Origin of the sequence: Halobacterium sp. KA-6 (assembly GCF_021029015.1) — an archaeon.
In the GTDB taxonomy this organism is placed as follows: Archaea; Halobacteriota; Halobacteria; order Halobacteriales; family Halobacteriaceae; genus Halobacterium.
The window spans coordinates 1-14,465 of sequence record NZ_JAJJZH010000011.1 but is presented as its reverse complement, the minus strand read 5'-3'; the positions used below and the strand labels follow the sequence as shown (position 1 = coordinate 14,465).

The 14,465-nt window shown below is 56.8% G+C and carries 9 protein-coding genes and 2 pseudogenes; 5 read left to right on the top strand and 6 right to left on the bottom strand.

Features of this window, described 5'->3' with window-relative positions; all coding sequences use genetic code 11:
* Nucleotides 1–63: 63 nt before the first annotated feature.
* Together LPA46_RS16240 and LPA46_RS16235 are read left to right on the top strand one after the other, a co-directional pair.
* A pseudogene (locus tag LPA46_RS16240) lies at nt 64–945 on the top strand (IS1595 family transposase).
* Between the two features lie 147 nt (nt 946–1,092).
* Nucleotides 1,093–1,953, top strand: a complete 861-nt coding sequence (locus LPA46_RS16235) for a hypothetical protein (RefSeq protein ID WP_230893396.1) — start codon at nt 1,093–1,095, stop codon at nt 1,951–1,953.
* Nucleotides 1,954–2,027: 74 nt separating this feature from the next.
* Here LPA46_RS16235 and LPA46_RS16230 read toward each other — a convergent pair whose 3' ends face one another.
* From LPA46_RS16230 to LPA46_RS16215, 4 genes are all read right to left on the bottom strand, one after another.
* Entirely contained in the window at nt 2,028–3,464 is a 1,437-nt protein-coding gene (locus LPA46_RS16230) for an oligosaccharide flippase family protein (protein ID WP_230893395.1), read from the bottom strand.
* A 19-nt stretch (nt 3,465–3,483) separates the two neighbouring features.
* The gene (locus tag LPA46_RS16225; protein ID WP_230893394.1) at nt 3,484–4,836 is read right to left on the bottom strand and encodes a sulfatase; all 1,353 of its coding nucleotides are present in this window, start codon (nt 4,834–4,836) and stop codon (nt 3,484–3,486) included.
* A 370-nt stretch (nt 4,837–5,206) separates the two neighbouring features.
* On the bottom strand, nt 5,207–5,803 hold the full coding sequence (locus LPA46_RS16220; RefSeq protein ID WP_230893393.1) for an IS6 family transposase: 597 nt from the start codon (nt 5,801–5,803) through the stop codon (nt 5,207–5,209).
* 119 nt (nt 5,804–5,922) lie between these two features.
* Nucleotides 5,923–7,344 carry a sugar transferase gene (locus tag LPA46_RS16215; protein WP_230893471.1) on the bottom strand — a complete coding sequence of 474 codons (1,422 nt, stop codon included), beginning with the start codon at nt 7,342–7,344 and terminating at the stop codon, nt 5,923–5,925.
* Nucleotides 7,345–7,465: 121 nt separating this feature from the next.
* On the opposite strand from LPA46_RS16215, the gene glmU reads away from it, so the two are divergent.
* From glmU to glmS, 3 genes are read left to right on the top strand one after another with little or no spacing between them, the layout of a single operon-like run.
* The gene (gene glmU / locus LPA46_RS16210) at nt 7,466–8,665 is read left to right on the top strand and encodes a bifunctional sugar-1-phosphate nucleotidylyltransferase/acetyltransferase (RefSeq protein WP_230893392.1); all 1,200 of its coding nucleotides are present in this window, start codon (nt 7,466–7,468) and stop codon (nt 8,663–8,665) included.
* A gap of 7 nt (nt 8,666–8,672) precedes the next feature.
* Nucleotides 8,673–9,836, top strand: a complete 1,164-nt coding sequence (locus tag LPA46_RS16205) for a sugar phosphate nucleotidyltransferase (protein WP_230893391.1) — start codon at nt 8,673–8,675, stop codon at nt 9,834–9,836.
* Nucleotides 9,837–9,838: 2 nt separating this feature from the next.
* The gene (gene glmS / locus LPA46_RS16200) at nt 9,839–11,641 is read left to right on the top strand and encodes a glutamine--fructose-6-phosphate transaminase (isomerizing) (protein WP_230893390.1); all 1,803 of its coding nucleotides are present in this window, start codon (nt 9,839–9,841) and stop codon (nt 11,639–11,641) included.
* Nucleotides 11,642–11,647: 6 nt separating this feature from the next.
* Here glmS and LPA46_RS16195 read toward each other — a convergent pair whose 3' ends face one another.
* Complete coding sequence (locus tag LPA46_RS16195) at nt 11,648–13,966, bottom strand: STT3 domain-containing protein (RefSeq protein ID WP_230893389.1); 2,319 nt, start codon at nt 13,964–13,966, stop codon at nt 11,648–11,650.
* A gap of 387 nt (nt 13,967–14,353) precedes the next feature.
* Nucleotides 14,354–14,465, bottom strand: a pseudogene (locus LPA46_RS16190) (IS630 family transposase); the annotation flags it as partial.

The following is a 14,465-nucleotide window of genomic DNA, read 5'->3' as shown; positions in this document are numbered from 1 at the left end:
TTTTCAGCAGTAGCTAGCAGTCACAGAGGGCAGGGGTGACACGACCGCGTCACCCGACGAACGATGATGCCAATCAAGACGTTCGTCTTGGAGCGTCGGGCCGCGAATCTGCTGGTACAGATTCGCTGGCGTGATGGCGTCTACTGCCCACGCTGCCGTGGCGGATCTGTGATTCGGTACGGCAGCTATCGGGTGTTTCAGCGGTATCTCTGTGAGAATTGCGACCGCATGTTCAACGATCAGACCGGCACTGTCTTCGAACACTCGGCGGTGGCACTCAGAAAGTGGTTTCTCGCTGTCTACACCTACATCCGGATCAACACGAGTCTCAGACGGTTAAACGCGGAGATCGACGTTTCCTATAAGACGATATACCGGCGCGTCCAGCGCTCGCAAGAAGCGCTGGACGCGCCTCACGACAGCTGGAAGGCCCGGTCGAAATCGACGAACTGTACGTGAAAGCCGGTCTCAAAGGCCGCGAGTGCGAAGGCCCGGCGCATTCGCGTGCCCTCTCCACGCGCAGACGAGGATCGTACGAACAGACAAACTCACCGTGTTCGTTCTCGCAGATCGTGGCAGTGTGAGCGGTACGTGATCCTGGCGAAAGCCGCGGATGAATCGACGACCCTACTACTACTTGCTGACCGAAATGAGGAGTGGTTGGCCGTCTATACTGACGGCTTTCGGGCGTACGGCCCACCCGACGAAGACGACGCATTCAACCGAGAATACGTCGTCTACGGCGACGGTGAGTATGTTGACGGAGATGTGCACGTGAACACCTGCGAGAGCCACGCGTCGCTGACGCGACGGTGGCCCTCGCCGCATCGAGGCGTCTCCAAAGACAAACTCACACCATATCTCAGAGCGTTCCAATTCCGCCGTGAAGTCTTCCGAAAACCGGGGAAAGAAGCGCTGAAAATCATTCTCGAAACTGCACTCTAACTCACCAACAATCTACGCGGCAAGAGCACTGCTATTTCAGGCGGTGTAAACGGGAAGATACTTCTCTGATGAATTCCCGGGTTTATCCAGACACCCATGTATGGACTAGACGATCTCAAAAGTGCGATTTCTAACCCGAAGTCAATATTGAGTGAACTCAACCGCCTCTATCACACCCGATTCTACACTCGACAGTATAACCCCCACGGCATGGATGTCATCTCTGAGGATTGGGATAACTTGGTTATACTTGATGCCTGCCGGTATGATATGTTTGAGTCTAAATCTGATCTTGAGGGCAACTTACAACGACGTACCTCACGGGGGTCCACGACGGTTGAGTTCCTGAATGGGAACTTCGGCCGGCAGGAACTGAACGACACAGTGTACGTTACGGCGAATCCACAATTATACTACAATAATAAATCTGTCGATACAAATTTTCACGCGGAAGTAAACGTCTGGGCTGAGAACGGGTGGGACAAGGATTACGGAACTGTTCGTCCGGAGACTGTAACGGAATATGCACTTGAAGCGGAACAGAAATATCCACGGAAGCGACTGATAGTACACTACGTACAACCGCACTATCCATTTATCGCTGGTGATATTGAAACAGGCACTGGAGACTTTGACGGAGAATCTTTAAACATTTGGGAAAAACTCACCAAGAACGGAAACAAAATAGACGAAGAACGCGTAATTGACTCGTATCACAGCAACCTCAGCGCTGTTCTACCAGATGTGAAAAAACTATGTAGCGATCTGAATGGAAAGACGGTCGTCACCTCAGATCACGGTAATCTTCTCGGGGAACGGAGTTCGCCGATCCCAGTCACGGAATGGGGCCATCCACGGGGTACATATGTTGAATCTCTGACTACGGTACCATGGCTGGTGATGAACGCTACCGAACGGAAAGAAGTTATCAGTGAGACCAGTGGGCCTAGAAAAACAATCGAGAGATCGGTTGTCAACAAGCGTCTGGAGGATCTCGGATACAAGTAGCTGCCATTCATAGGCACGTATTGGCATGCTGAAACACATCCAACGGTTCTGTACCCGCTTCGAGTCTTCACCCACTACTTTATGTTCTGCAATATAACCTCATTATCTTCACCAAAACCAAACAAAATAATGGTTACAGAGAATATCACGACGGCAAACCCAGATATCACCATCATGCTGAATATTCCGTTGGGTGTCATCCGTGCTGCCATTACCGCGAATAGCGTTGCCCCGGCGATACCGAAAACTCCCTTATAGTAACTGTAATCAATTGGTTTGAATCCGAAGAACCACCAGACTTGCGTCACCCGAACAATATTTAGTATCGTGATAGATGCTGCAGTCGCAATAGCGGCTCCGACGATTCCCATCTCTTGAATCAAAAAGAAATTCAGCCCAAGATTCAGCACCGCTAACAAGGTGCTGTTTACGCTTTCTACTCTCTCCCTGTCGGACATGATGAGTAAGAGTCCAACAGGGCCGGTAACGGCGGATGCTGTCTGCCCGAAACAGAGGATTACGAGTGCGATCTTGGCTTCGGTAGCCGATATTTTGAATATGCTTAGTATTTCAGAGTGGAATATAACAATCAGCACAAACAATAGAGAACTAATATATGCAAGCCATTTAGTCACTACTCTGTAGATCTTACCCAATTCGGTCATCGAACCGTCACTGAAGAGTCCAGATGCAATTGACGGAAAGATTGTATTTACTGATGAGAGACCCACTAACAGGAGAATTGATGTCTGATAAGCTGCTTGATACCATCCGACTTCATTCGCTGGCACGAACAACCCGAGCATGAAGATATCAGTCCACGACACGACGAATTGTGTCATCGAAGCCACGAGTAGTGGTACCGAGAACGTCAGGACCTTTCCAACCTCGAAATCCGGACGTGCATCGAACGCACCTAATTTGAACAGGAAGTAAACTGATGCGCCCAATCCAAGTACAAACGAGGCTATGTACCCTAGGATGGAGAACTGGAGACTGTCGACCAGATAGGCGCCGATACCCACGAAAAGTAGGGCGGAGAATGACTGTATGAGATCCTTGACATATACCGAATACTTTGTTTCTTTGAATCCTGTCGTGGCCGAAACGCCGACCATCATCGAGGCAATAACTGGCACTCCAACGAAGAACAAGCGTAGCGAGTCTTCATAGCCGAATGCATCAATTTTGTCCAGAACGACGTACCCGACTACTGAAACTAAGATACCGACCAGGATTGGCATCCCAAGACTCAGAATCACTGTCCCGCTAATCTTTGAATCATCTTCTTGGCTGGGGATAAACTTTGGAGGAGCTTTGTCCAAGCCTAGCCGCGAAACTACTCCGAGGAATTTGACCGAAACCACCCCTACTGCGAAAATCCCTAGCGCTTCTGCTCCGAGTTCCCGCGCGATGACGACGTTCGTCAAATAGCGTAACCCCTTCCCCAGTAACCCTCCAATAAGGGATATTGAAACGAGACTTACTATTGACTTTTTCTGAAGGTCCATATAGCGACTTGGCTACTAGTTACTTGTATCCAAGCGCAGAGAGCCGATTTTCGATTTCTCCGTCGACCGAAATGGCTCCACTTGGCTCATCCATCTCGTCCTTGATCCGCTCTAGATGGGTATCGACCTGATTTTTCAAATCTTGTGGGACTGTCTGCTCAACGAAAAGATTCTTTGTCTCCGACGGGTCTCGCCTTATATTGTACAATTCGTCGTCCGAACTAGTTGAGTAGATATATTTCATTCCGTCATAACGACAACTGACGTTGTAGGGGCCACCTGGTTTACCACACTCGCTTAAAATGAAACGTGAGTCTTCATCTCGCTGTTCAGTAATCAGCGGCCGGAAACTTTCGCCGTCGAACGCAGATGGAGTGTCGATGGAAAGGTAGTCAAGGATAGTCGGGGCTATGTCAATCAGACTAACTGATTGCTCAACAATACCCTCCTGTTCCCCGTCATAAACGATCAGGGGGACGCTGATGATTTCATCGTACAAAGCTCCGTGGGACGAACCACCGTGGTCTAGGAACTCCTCTCCATGATCGGAAGTTATGATGATTAGTGGGTTTTCAAGCTCCGTTCTCGCACGATCGATAAGCCTCCCGACTTCCCGGTCTGTGTATTGTATCTCAGCGTCGTACAAATCTAAGAGTACGTCTAGTTCATCGTCCGTCACATCCTCGGGAGCGTCTAATAATTTGTTCGTTAGCTGGACTGCCCGCCGACGCGGTACTACCACTCCATTGACTGCTTCCTGTACGTCACTGGGTGGGACAAACGGATTGTGTACATCCATGTAGTGTGCCCAGATAAACTGGTTGTTCCCGCCCGTCTCCACGGCCTCTATCGCCATATCGGAGATATCCTCGGCACGGACGTAGGGCAGTCCCGGATCGAATCCGGCGCTCCGGACAGAATAGTAAAGCCGCTTGACGCCTCGGTAGACAAGCGAGTTGTCCTGAAAATTGTTGTTAAGGTAGTTTCGAAGCCGTCCGATTAGTCCGGTGCTCGATTGTGAGTCAAAAAACTCCGAGAACCCTCGACCGTACCCCAGGTCGGCGAACAGATGCGGATTCGAGTGAATACCGACTGTCCTGTATCCGTTCTCTGCTAACGGTTCTGAAACGAAACTACGGTTCTCAGATAGTTCGGTGATAGGTGGATACCCGCCGTGGTGTAGAGCATAGGAGGACGTCAAAATCGATGGAAATGAAATTGGAGTGCTACAACCGTTCGCGAAGGCGTTGTCTAGCGTGATCGACTCTCGTGAGATCTCGTCAATATTTGGGGAGATGTCCCGATCATACCCGTAGCATCCGAGATGGTCGGACCGGAGTGAGTCTATCGTAATCAATAGAACGTCTCGCATGTGCCATTCTTCCCACATTCCAAGAAAAAGATGCCGGATTCAGTCAAGGGGGGATAGCTTTGAGTATGACATTGTAGAGAGCGGCGAAAGAAGTGAGCCAGATTTTGGGTGATTCAGGGCTTATGTGGTCGGGAAATCGGCGTCTGAATAATATTGTTCGGTACTTCGGCAGGATTGTTCACATAAGCAGCTAAAGCTGGCTATTTTATGGTCAACAGTTGAAGTCGCCGGCTGTCTCGGATTTTGCTCCCGGGCCATCGGACCGCTCGCACGGCCCGAGACGACGCAGTCGCCTCGTTGCCCGCAGCTCGTTGTCGTTCGAAGGTAGTGTTCAGATAAGCTGATTCCATGCGAAGCTGAACGATCTGAGCTAGTAGTCGGCAGTTTCTGTTTCGGCGTTGCTGAAACAGTTTGAGAGACAGAGAGTTCGCCGTTTTATCTCGCGGAAGACACGTTCGACAGCATTCCGATTTCCATGTTTCTCGTCTCTGAAATCGAAGCCGTGACGCTGACACGCGTCTTGTAACGAGTGCGATCCATCGACGAGAAACACGGCGTCGGAGACGTCGTGTTTCTCGGAGAGTTCCGTCAGAAACGAATGAGCGAGAACCTTCGTTGTCGTCGGTTCAAGCTTTGTATGCAGTAATTCATTTGTTTCGGGATCAACAGCGGCGTACAGCCAATATTGCTCGTCGTCGAGTTGGATTACGGTCTCGTCAACCGCAATGTGATCCGGACACCGACCAGGTTCAGGCTGTAGGTCGGCCTTGTGAACCCAATTATGAACGGTTGATCGAGCACGCTCGACACCGAATATCTCAAGAATAGAAACAGTATTCGAAAGCGAGAGTCCAGCTAGGTGGAGTTGAATACTGAGCTTCATCAGCAGCTGCGGTGTCGCTTCTCGTTCAACAAACTCTAAGTCAATCTGGTCGACATTCCCGTTGAGGCGGGCGTTTTCGGGCATAGATTACTCAGAAAACGCTCCGCCTCACCTTTCAATCCTTATCTGAACACCGCCATGTAATGTTTCCTAAGCTTAACAAGTGGCTTAATATCGATAGGAGTATCACTCCTAGACGTTGGTTAGCGGAACGCTTCGATGGCGTCAACAACCACTTTCCACACTTGCCGGATGACGAGTTTCATGTCGAACGAGAACGATTGTTGTTTGACGTACTGAAGGTCGTAGCGAATCTTCTCTGCCGGCTCCGTGCCGGTTACATCGTTTACCTGGGCGAGCCCAGTCAGTCCGGGCTTGACGAACCAGCGCTTTCGCCAATCGATGACGCCAGTCTGAATGTCCGAATCCAGTTCCGGCCGCTCGGGCCGCGGACCGACCACGCTCATGTCGCCCTTCAGGACTGCCCACAGCTGAGGAATCTCGTCGAGGTGCGTCTCCCGAAGGATGCGCCCCACTCGCGTTACGCGCGGGTCGACACCACCCTCGTCCTCGTCGCTAATTTTAGCGCCAGTTTCCTCTTCGGCGTTCTCGATCATCGACCGAAACTTGTACACGTCGAACGTCTCACCGAAGACAGCTGTCCGTTCCTGCTTGTACAGGACGGAACCACCGTCATCGAGCTTAATCGCAACGACGATCGCGAGAATGATGGGACTTAACGCAACCAAACCAACCGTCGAGAAGGCGAGGTCAAAGCCGCGCTTGAGCACATAGTCTTGGATGTCCCATGGTTCGATATCGACGTCGACGAGCGTCCCGACGTCACTGTCCGAGGTCAACACCTGGTCGGCGTGGTTGCGATGGACTTTCGCGTTGACGCCGTGTTCGTAGCAGGCGTTGAGGGCGCCGAAGAACTCCGCGCGGTCGGTGTGTTCAAATGCGAGCACGACCGTGTCGATATCGTATTCGACGAGCACGTCCTCGATGCGCGAGAGGCCACCGAGCCGTTCCATGCCGTGGAGTGTAAACCCACTATCCGCGACGACCGCCGACGGCGGCGACGCGCTTGCGACGCGGTCGAACGCGCTCGTCGGACAGAGATACCCTCGAATCGGGATGTCGGCGTCGCTAGCGAGGCGCTCAATTTCTTCCGCGTCGTCGCCGATGAGGATGGCGCGCTTGACGTCACTACTCGGCCGGCGGCGAATCCACACGAACCACGCGGGGAGTGCGACGAACAACACTGGCGACACCACGAGTAGCGTCGTCCGCGGCAGCCGATACGTGTAGTCGAAGTAGCCGATGGCAGCGAGCGCGAGCATCGCGACGAGAACGCGTTTCTGCGCGAACACGACGACGTCGAGAATCCGGCGCGGGCGAGGCTTGTAGAGGGGTACGAACACGGCGGTCACGACCGCGACGGTCGTTGCAGTTTCGAGGAGGCCCTCCGCGCCCGCTGGGGGGTTGGCGGAAAGCCGTCCGATGAGGGGTAGCGCACCCAGAATACCTTGGATGGTGGGGCTGTTCGCGACGGTGACTGCGAGCGCGGTCAGCGCTGCGACGCCGAAGGCGCTTCCAACGCGGTACCGCCAACCCCCGTTCATCATCTCTCGTTTGGGTGGCTAGCAGGGTTAAACGCTCCGACTTTGACAGGCTTGCCGGTCGAACACCAGCGAGGGTTCCTGCAAACTTAAGCGCGCGACGAGTAACGGGACTGTAGAAACGATGCAGGCTATTGTCGTCGCTGCCGGCCAGGGAACACGCATGGGGCCGTTAACAGACGGGCGGCCGAAACCGCTGCTCCCGGTTGCGGGAAAACCGATTCTTGAACACGTCCTCGACGTCGCCGCGCCGTACGTCGACAGCTACGTCGTGATCGTCGGCTACGAGGGCGACCAGATACGCGACCGCGTCGACGAGACGTATGAGGGGCTTCCCGTGGAGTATGTCGAGCAAGCCGAACAGCTCGGGACTGCACACGCCGTCGGGAAGGCCGAACCGTACGTCGACGAGGACGTGCTCGTGTTGAACGGGGACGTCTACGTCACGGCCGCACTCGTCGAGAAGCTGGCAGCACAGTCGGGGACAGCGATGGCCGTGATGCCCGTCGAGAACCCGAGTGCGTACGGCGTCGTCGAACTCGACGGCGACCAGGTGACAAGCGTCGTCGAGAAGCCGACGGACCCGCCGACGAATCTCGCAAACCTCGGCCTCTACCGGTTCACGCCCCAGATCTTCGAAAATATCAAGCGGACGGAGCTCAGCGAGCGCGGCGAGTACGAACTTACGGACGCCCTCGAGATGGCCCTCGACGATGGCGTCACTGCCGTCGAATACGATGGCCCCTGGCTGGACATCGGGCGGCCGTGGGAGCTCCTGGAAGCGAACAGCTACCTCCTCGACGACCTCGACCGAGATATCCAAGGCGAAGTAGAAGCAGGCGCGACGCTCAAGGGATCCGTCGTTGTCGAAGCGGGCGCGCGGGTTCGCGACGGGGCATACATCGAGGGACCGGTGCGAATTCAGGCGGGTGCAGACGTGGGGCCGAACGCGTACGTTCGTGGGTCGACCGTCATCGGGCCGGACGTCCGCGTTGGGAACGCCGTCGAAATCAAGAACTCGATTCTGCTGGCTGGAACGGCCGTGAGCCACCACGCGTACGTCGGCGATAGCGTGCTCGGTGCGGACGTAAACTTCGGCGCAGGGACGAAGGTCGCCAACCTCCGCCATGACGAAGATACCGTCCACGTTCAGGTGAAAGGTGAGATGGTGGATACCGGTCGCCGGAAGCTCGGTGTGGTCGTCGGTGATGACACGAAGACCGGCATCAACACGAGCTTGAACGCTGGCGTGACGCTCGGCACGGGGACGCTAACATCGCTTGGTGAACGCGTGACAACTGATAAGAACCGGGGCGACCACTAGACTGGTAATGCAGGCTGTCATACTCGCAGCGGGGAAGGGTAAGCGGCTGTGGCCGCTCACTGAGAACCGGCCGAAGCCGATGATTCCCATCGCGAACCGCCCTCTCCTAGAACATATCGTTGACGCGCTCGTCGAAGCCGGTATCTCCGAGATTGTCCTTGTCGTCGGGTCGAATCGCGAACGCGTGCAGCGCCACTTCGAGAACGGCGACGCGTGGAGCGTCGATATCACCTACGCTATCCAAGATCCACAGCTTGGCACGGGGCACGCGCTCCTCCAAGCGGAAGCACAGGTCGGCGAATCATTCATCGCGTTGAACGGCGACCGCATCATCGACGCGTCGATCATCGAGGACGTGTGGGAACGCCACCAGAAGACCGGTGACCCGGCGATGGGCGTGACGCAAGTCGAGAACCCAAGCCAGTACGGCGTCGTCGAACTCAACGACGAAACCGTAATCGGCATCGAGGAGCAGCCCATCCCGGAGCTCGCAAAGTCGAATTTCATCAACGCGGGCGTGTACGCGTTCGATCCCAGTATCTTCTCGGCGATTCGCCAGACGGAAAGTTATGGTGAGCAGGCGCTGACGGATACACTCTCGACGCGCCTTGACGACCAGCGCATTCGCGCAGTCCGGTACCGTGGCCGCTGGCTCGACGTCTCCAAGCCGTGGGACCTCCTCACCGTCAACAACGCACTCATCGAGGAACGCGAACCGCAGCCCCCACAGAACGCAGCGATCGACGATTCATCTGTCGTCGCCGACGCCACCGTGTTCGGTGACGGCATCGTCGTCCACCCACAAGCGACGATACTCGGCGGCGTGACGCTTGGTGATAACGTGAGCATCGGTGCCGGCGCAGTAGTGAAAAACGCGATACTCTTATCAGATTGCACGATAGAGTCTGGGGCAATAGTGAACGACTGTATCGTCGGCGCAAACGCGTCCTTCGGCCCGAACACCACTGTCGAAGGTGGGACAGCTGATGTAGTGCTCGACGATACAATCTACCAGGATGTCAGGTTCGGCGGATTGACTGGCGACAACGTCGACATCGGTGCAAACGTCACCGTCGCACCTGGCGCGATCGTCGGCAACGACGCGACCGTCGACAGCGCAACGCTGGTTGAGGGCCGTATTGAGGACGGCAGTCACGTCACGCGAGGCTAACCATGTGTGGAATCACCGGCTACATCGGCACCGACGCAACGGGAAAAATCGTCCATCAGGGACTGCAGAATCTCGAATACCGCGGCTACGACTCCGCGGGCATCGCACTCAACGGCGACGGCCTCACAATTCACAAAACCGAGGGTGAGGTCGGCGATCTCCCCGTTCCCTCCCGCAACGGCGTCATTTGTGGCATCGGCCACACGCGCTGGAGTACGCACGGCGAGCCGACCGAGGAGAACGCCCACCCACACACCGACTGCACGGGCGAGGTCGCAGTCGTCCACAACGGCATCGTGGAGAACTACGACGACCTCAAAGCCGAACTGCGTGACGACCACGTCTTCCGCAGCGACACGGACACCGAAGTCATTCCGCACCTCATCGAGACCCATCTCACTGACAACGTCTCCCTGCTCACCGCGGTCAAGCGCGCCATGAGCCGCCTCGAGGGCAGTTACGCGATTTCGGTGACCGCGGCCGGACACGACGGGATTATCGTGGCACGGGAGGATAGCCCGCTCCTTATTGGACACGCGGACGGCGAGACGTTCATCGGCAGCGACGCCACCGCGTTCATCGAGCACACGAACCGCGTAACGTACCTCGAGAACGGCGACATCGCACACATCACCAAGGACGGTGTTGCCATCTTCAACGACGGCGAGCGCGTCGAACGGACGACTGAGACGCTCGACTGGGACGCCGACGCCGCGGGCAAAAGTGGCTACGACCACTACATGCTCAAGGAGATCCACGAGCAGCCGCGCGCGCTCCGGCAAGCCATCTCCGGGCGCATCGACGAACTCTCGACGGGCGTCGACCTCGACGTTGACCTCCCCGACGAGTACCTCCAGTCCGTCGAGGAAATCCAGATCGTCGCCTGTGGGACATCCTATCACGCAGGGCTGTTCGCGAAAGAACTCCTCGAAGCGAAGGCGGACATCCGCGTGACAGTCCATGTCGCCAGCGAGTACGACTTCCAGGGTGGCCGCGATCCGTGGCGGACACTGGTGGTCGCCATCACGCAGAGCGGCGAAACCGCGGACACGCTCTCCGCGCTCCGCGAAGCGTCGCGTGCCGGGACGCGAACGCTTGCGCTCACGAACACGCTCGGGAGCACGGTTACGCGTGAGGCCGACGATACGGTCTTCATTCGTGCAGGCCCCGAGATCGGGGTGGCTGCAACGAAGACGTTCGTCTCACAGGTCGCCACCGCAGCGATCCTTGCCGTCCACCTCGGCCAGGTACGCAACGAAATGTCGACGGAAGTAGCATCGGAACTCCTCGAAAGTCTGCGCGACCTCCCCGGCGCGATCCAGCAAGTCCTCGACGAAGAAGCCCACATCAAAGAAATCGCCAAAGAGTACGCCGACAGTGACGCGTTCTTCTATGTGGGACGGCGTGCTGGCTACCCGGTCGCCCTCGAGAGTGCACTCAAGCTCAAGGAAATCTCCTACGACCACGCCGAGGGGTTCGCCGCGGGTGAACTCAAGCACGGCCCGCTCGCGCTCGTCACCCCGGACACCCCAGTTATCGCCCTCCTCACGAACGAGACCGCGCGCAAGAAGACGCTCAACAACGTCAAGGAAGTGAAATCCCGAGGGGCGCCCGTCATTGGTGTGGCGAGCGACCCAGATGCGACTGTACACGTCGACGCCACCTTCGATATCGCCGACTGTGGGTCGATGGAGCCAGTGGTCGCGAACGTCGCGCTCCAACTGTTCGCCTACCACGTCGCCAACGAGAAAGGACGGCCCATCGACAAGCCGCGGAACCTTGCGAAGAGCGTCACCGTCGAATAGCCGGCTTCACGCCGTGGATGCGTTTACTTGTCCGGCATTCTGCACTGCGTCCTCGGGAACTTCGACCGTCGTCCCGGCCACGTCGTACTCGCCAGCGTAGGGAACGCGCACAGTGTACGTACCGTTCGCTGCCGCTGTTGTCGTCCGTTCATACGTGAACGGCTGCCCGGATACTGTCCCCTCGTGTGTTACGGTTACTGTGGCGTTTGCGTCGGTCGTCCCACGGATGGTCGCGCCGGGGACGAGCGTGTAGACGGTTTTCGACCCGCCAGTCCACACAGCGCGGTAGTGACTAGTGCCGCTGCCCCAGTCTGCGAGCCGTGAGACTAACATCTCCGTCTCGTCCTCACTCGCATAGTCCTCGTCAGCCACGATGAAGGCTGCCCGGGTACGGAGGCGCTCATACCAGCCCTGGCTATCCGTTGAGCTAAGGAACTCCACGTAATTCGCTCGGGCATACCCATAGCTCTGGGAATCGCCAGAGACGAAGGCGTTGTAGAGGCGGTTCTGACTCCATGCGCTGAACACGTACTGCTGGTCGCTCGTCCACTCCGGGGACTGGACTTCATCCTCCATCCATGCCGCCGCCCCATACGTATCGTCAGCCGGCACAACCGTATTCGTCCGAAGTGGCGTCATCATCGCCCCAAGCCCACCGACCAACAGGAACGCTACCCCAAGCGCGACGAGCGTGCGGCGTTCGGGGATCGAGAACGACCGTACGGCACGGTCATCAGCTTCACGAGGGTTGCTGTCGGCGAATAGCTGTGGCGGATCCGTAATGTCGAAGACGTTGAGGTAGTAGACGAAGGCAAATCCTGCGAACACCGCGACGAACAGCGAGAGTTCTCCTGTAAACCGGACTTGCGTCACTGCAAGCACGAACAACACCAGGCCATACGACGCGGTGAGCAGCCATCGCGGCTCGTCAAACTTTGCGTAGAACGCCCACATGCCCGCGGGGAGCGCGAACAACAATGCAGTTCCATAGAAGAAAATAGGGCCGACGAACAGGCCGTAGTCAGTACTGAACAGCGACTTGGTCTCGACGATGTCGCTGCCGGACATGCTCACGAGTCGGGAGAACTCCTGGCTGAGTTCGGCGCCGAACGATGGTTCGATCATGACGACAGCTCCGAGCGTGAGCACGCCACTCCCAGTCGTCAGAACGGACGCCACCCATGCGGGCCACTCAAGCCGGCGCGTCAGCGTGGCCATTCCCACTGCGAACGCCATCGCCGCGGCCGCAAGGAGCGGCGGCACGACAATATTGGGCGACTGCCAGCCAAGCACCACGTGGCCGGCAACAGCGAGCATCCCACCAGCGCCGACGCCCGCAATAAGAGGGATGTCCGCACGTAGCGAATCCCCGGAACGGACGAGGGCTGCACTCCGCACGACCGCATAGGCGACGAACGGCACGAACAGCAATGGCGCAGCGTTCCACGAATGCGCTTGTGCGGCAATCCCAGCCGCGAGGACAGCAGCCCACGGGAGCTGTGATCGCCACTCGAACTCCGTCGTCCTCGTGGGGAGTGTGCGGACGGCGGCGAGTGCGACGAGGCCAAGCCAGAGGAAATCCAGTGCGTGGTGATCGGCGTAGCCGAGTGCGGTCCGGTTGGCGTGGGCCGGTAAGACCGCAAGAATGAGTATGGATGCCAGACCAACCCGGCGGTCACGCGAGAGCGTTACTGCAAGGAGATAACAAAGGATCGCGCCCCCAACGGCGGCGAAGACAGGATACCACGCGAGCACAAGTTCCGCGACACTCGTGCTGCCACCGAAGACTCGCGTAACGGCGACGAGAAGCGCGACAAGCAGGGGTTCGCCGGTCGTAATTTGCGCCGGGAGATCGAGGATGCCAGCGCCGGAGTCCAGCATCGAGAAGACGAGATACCGATAGTAGTACGGGTCGTTCCCAAGCAGGACGACGTGCTCCCCACGGAACACGCGAGGGTAGACGAATGCGCGGAATGCGACGACAACGAGCAGGCAGCCAACGATCGCTGCAAGCACACGCGCGGAGATATTCGTGGCGGCGAATCGATCCCGAAGAGAGGATGTGGCACTGCTGGACGTTCGTTCAGGCTCGGCGTCACCAAGTGCCACCCGGACGGCGTGACGGTCCGCGAGACGATATCCGTCCTCGGTTTCAGTAGCGATGCCACGGGAGACGAGCTCGCCGAACATCCCGGAGTCAAGCGGCGTTTCGTCGAACGTCCACGCTTCGCGCTTTCGGTCGACATCGACGAGAGTCCGGAGATCGCCGGCGAGTCCCGGTCGATCGTCGAGGAGTGCGGCCGTCTCCTCGCGCACGTCGGTCATTAGTAAAGCAAACACCGACGAGTGGGCTAAGGTGTTTCGACTGCACCACAGTCGAATGAAGCACCGACGCTAAAGTGTTGGTCACAGCAATTTAGAGGTATAAGTAGCAATATTTCTGGTCCGTATCTCCTGTATTCAGGGAGTTAAACTGAGACTGTATAAATCCTGTATTTGGCGGCCACAAGGTTTTATTCAGGTGTTTTCGGCGATAACGCCTTTCCGTGTTCTAGTCCAATTCAATTTATATGCGAGTGGGTGGGTGTCTTCGAAAATCAGCCGTCATCTTGGGGGTACTTTCGGTCATTACCGCGTTGGCGGTTGGAGCGGGACTACAGGCGTCAACAGTCGCTGGCGCGTCAGCACAGTCGGGGGACACTATAGTAGACACTAGAAGTAATTGCTCACTTTAGGGACGGAGAGTTTGTCGAGAGCGGTGTCGATCGCTGTTGTTAGCTCGTCGAGTGAGTCAAAGAATCGGTTGCTCAGTGCCTTTTGCAGC

Excerpts from the sequence above, each read along its gene's own strand:
- LPA46_RS16195 (WP_230893389.1), bottom strand. The coding sequence starts at position 13,966 with ATGACCGACGTGCGCGAGGAGACGGCCGCACTCCTCGACGATCGACCG.
- LPA46_RS16220 (WP_230893393.1), bottom strand. The coding sequence starts at position 5,803 with ATGCCCGAAAACGCCCGCCTCAACGGGAATGTCGACCAGATTGACTTA.
- LPA46_RS16225 (WP_230893394.1), bottom strand. The coding sequence starts at position 4,836 with ATGCGAGACGTTCTATTGATTACGATAGACTCACTCCGGTCCGACCAT.
- glmU (WP_230893392.1), top strand. The coding sequence starts at position 7,466 with ATGCAGGCTATTGTCGTCGCTGCCGGCCAGGGAACACGCATGGGGCCG.
- LPA46_RS16215 (WP_230893471.1), bottom strand. The coding sequence starts at position 7,344 with ATGAACGGGGGTTGGCGGTACCGCGTTGGAAGCGCCTTCGGCGTCGCA.
- LPA46_RS16205 (WP_230893391.1), top strand. The coding sequence starts at position 8,673 with ATGCAGGCTGTCATACTCGCAGCGGGGAAGGGTAAGCGGCTGTGGCCG.
- glmS (WP_230893390.1), top strand. The coding sequence starts at position 9,839 with ATGTGTGGAATCACCGGCTACATCGGCACCGACGCAACGGGAAAAATC.
- LPA46_RS16230 (WP_230893395.1), bottom strand. The coding sequence starts at position 3,464 with ATGGACCTTCAGAAAAAGTCAATAGTAAGTCTCGTTTCAATATCCCTT.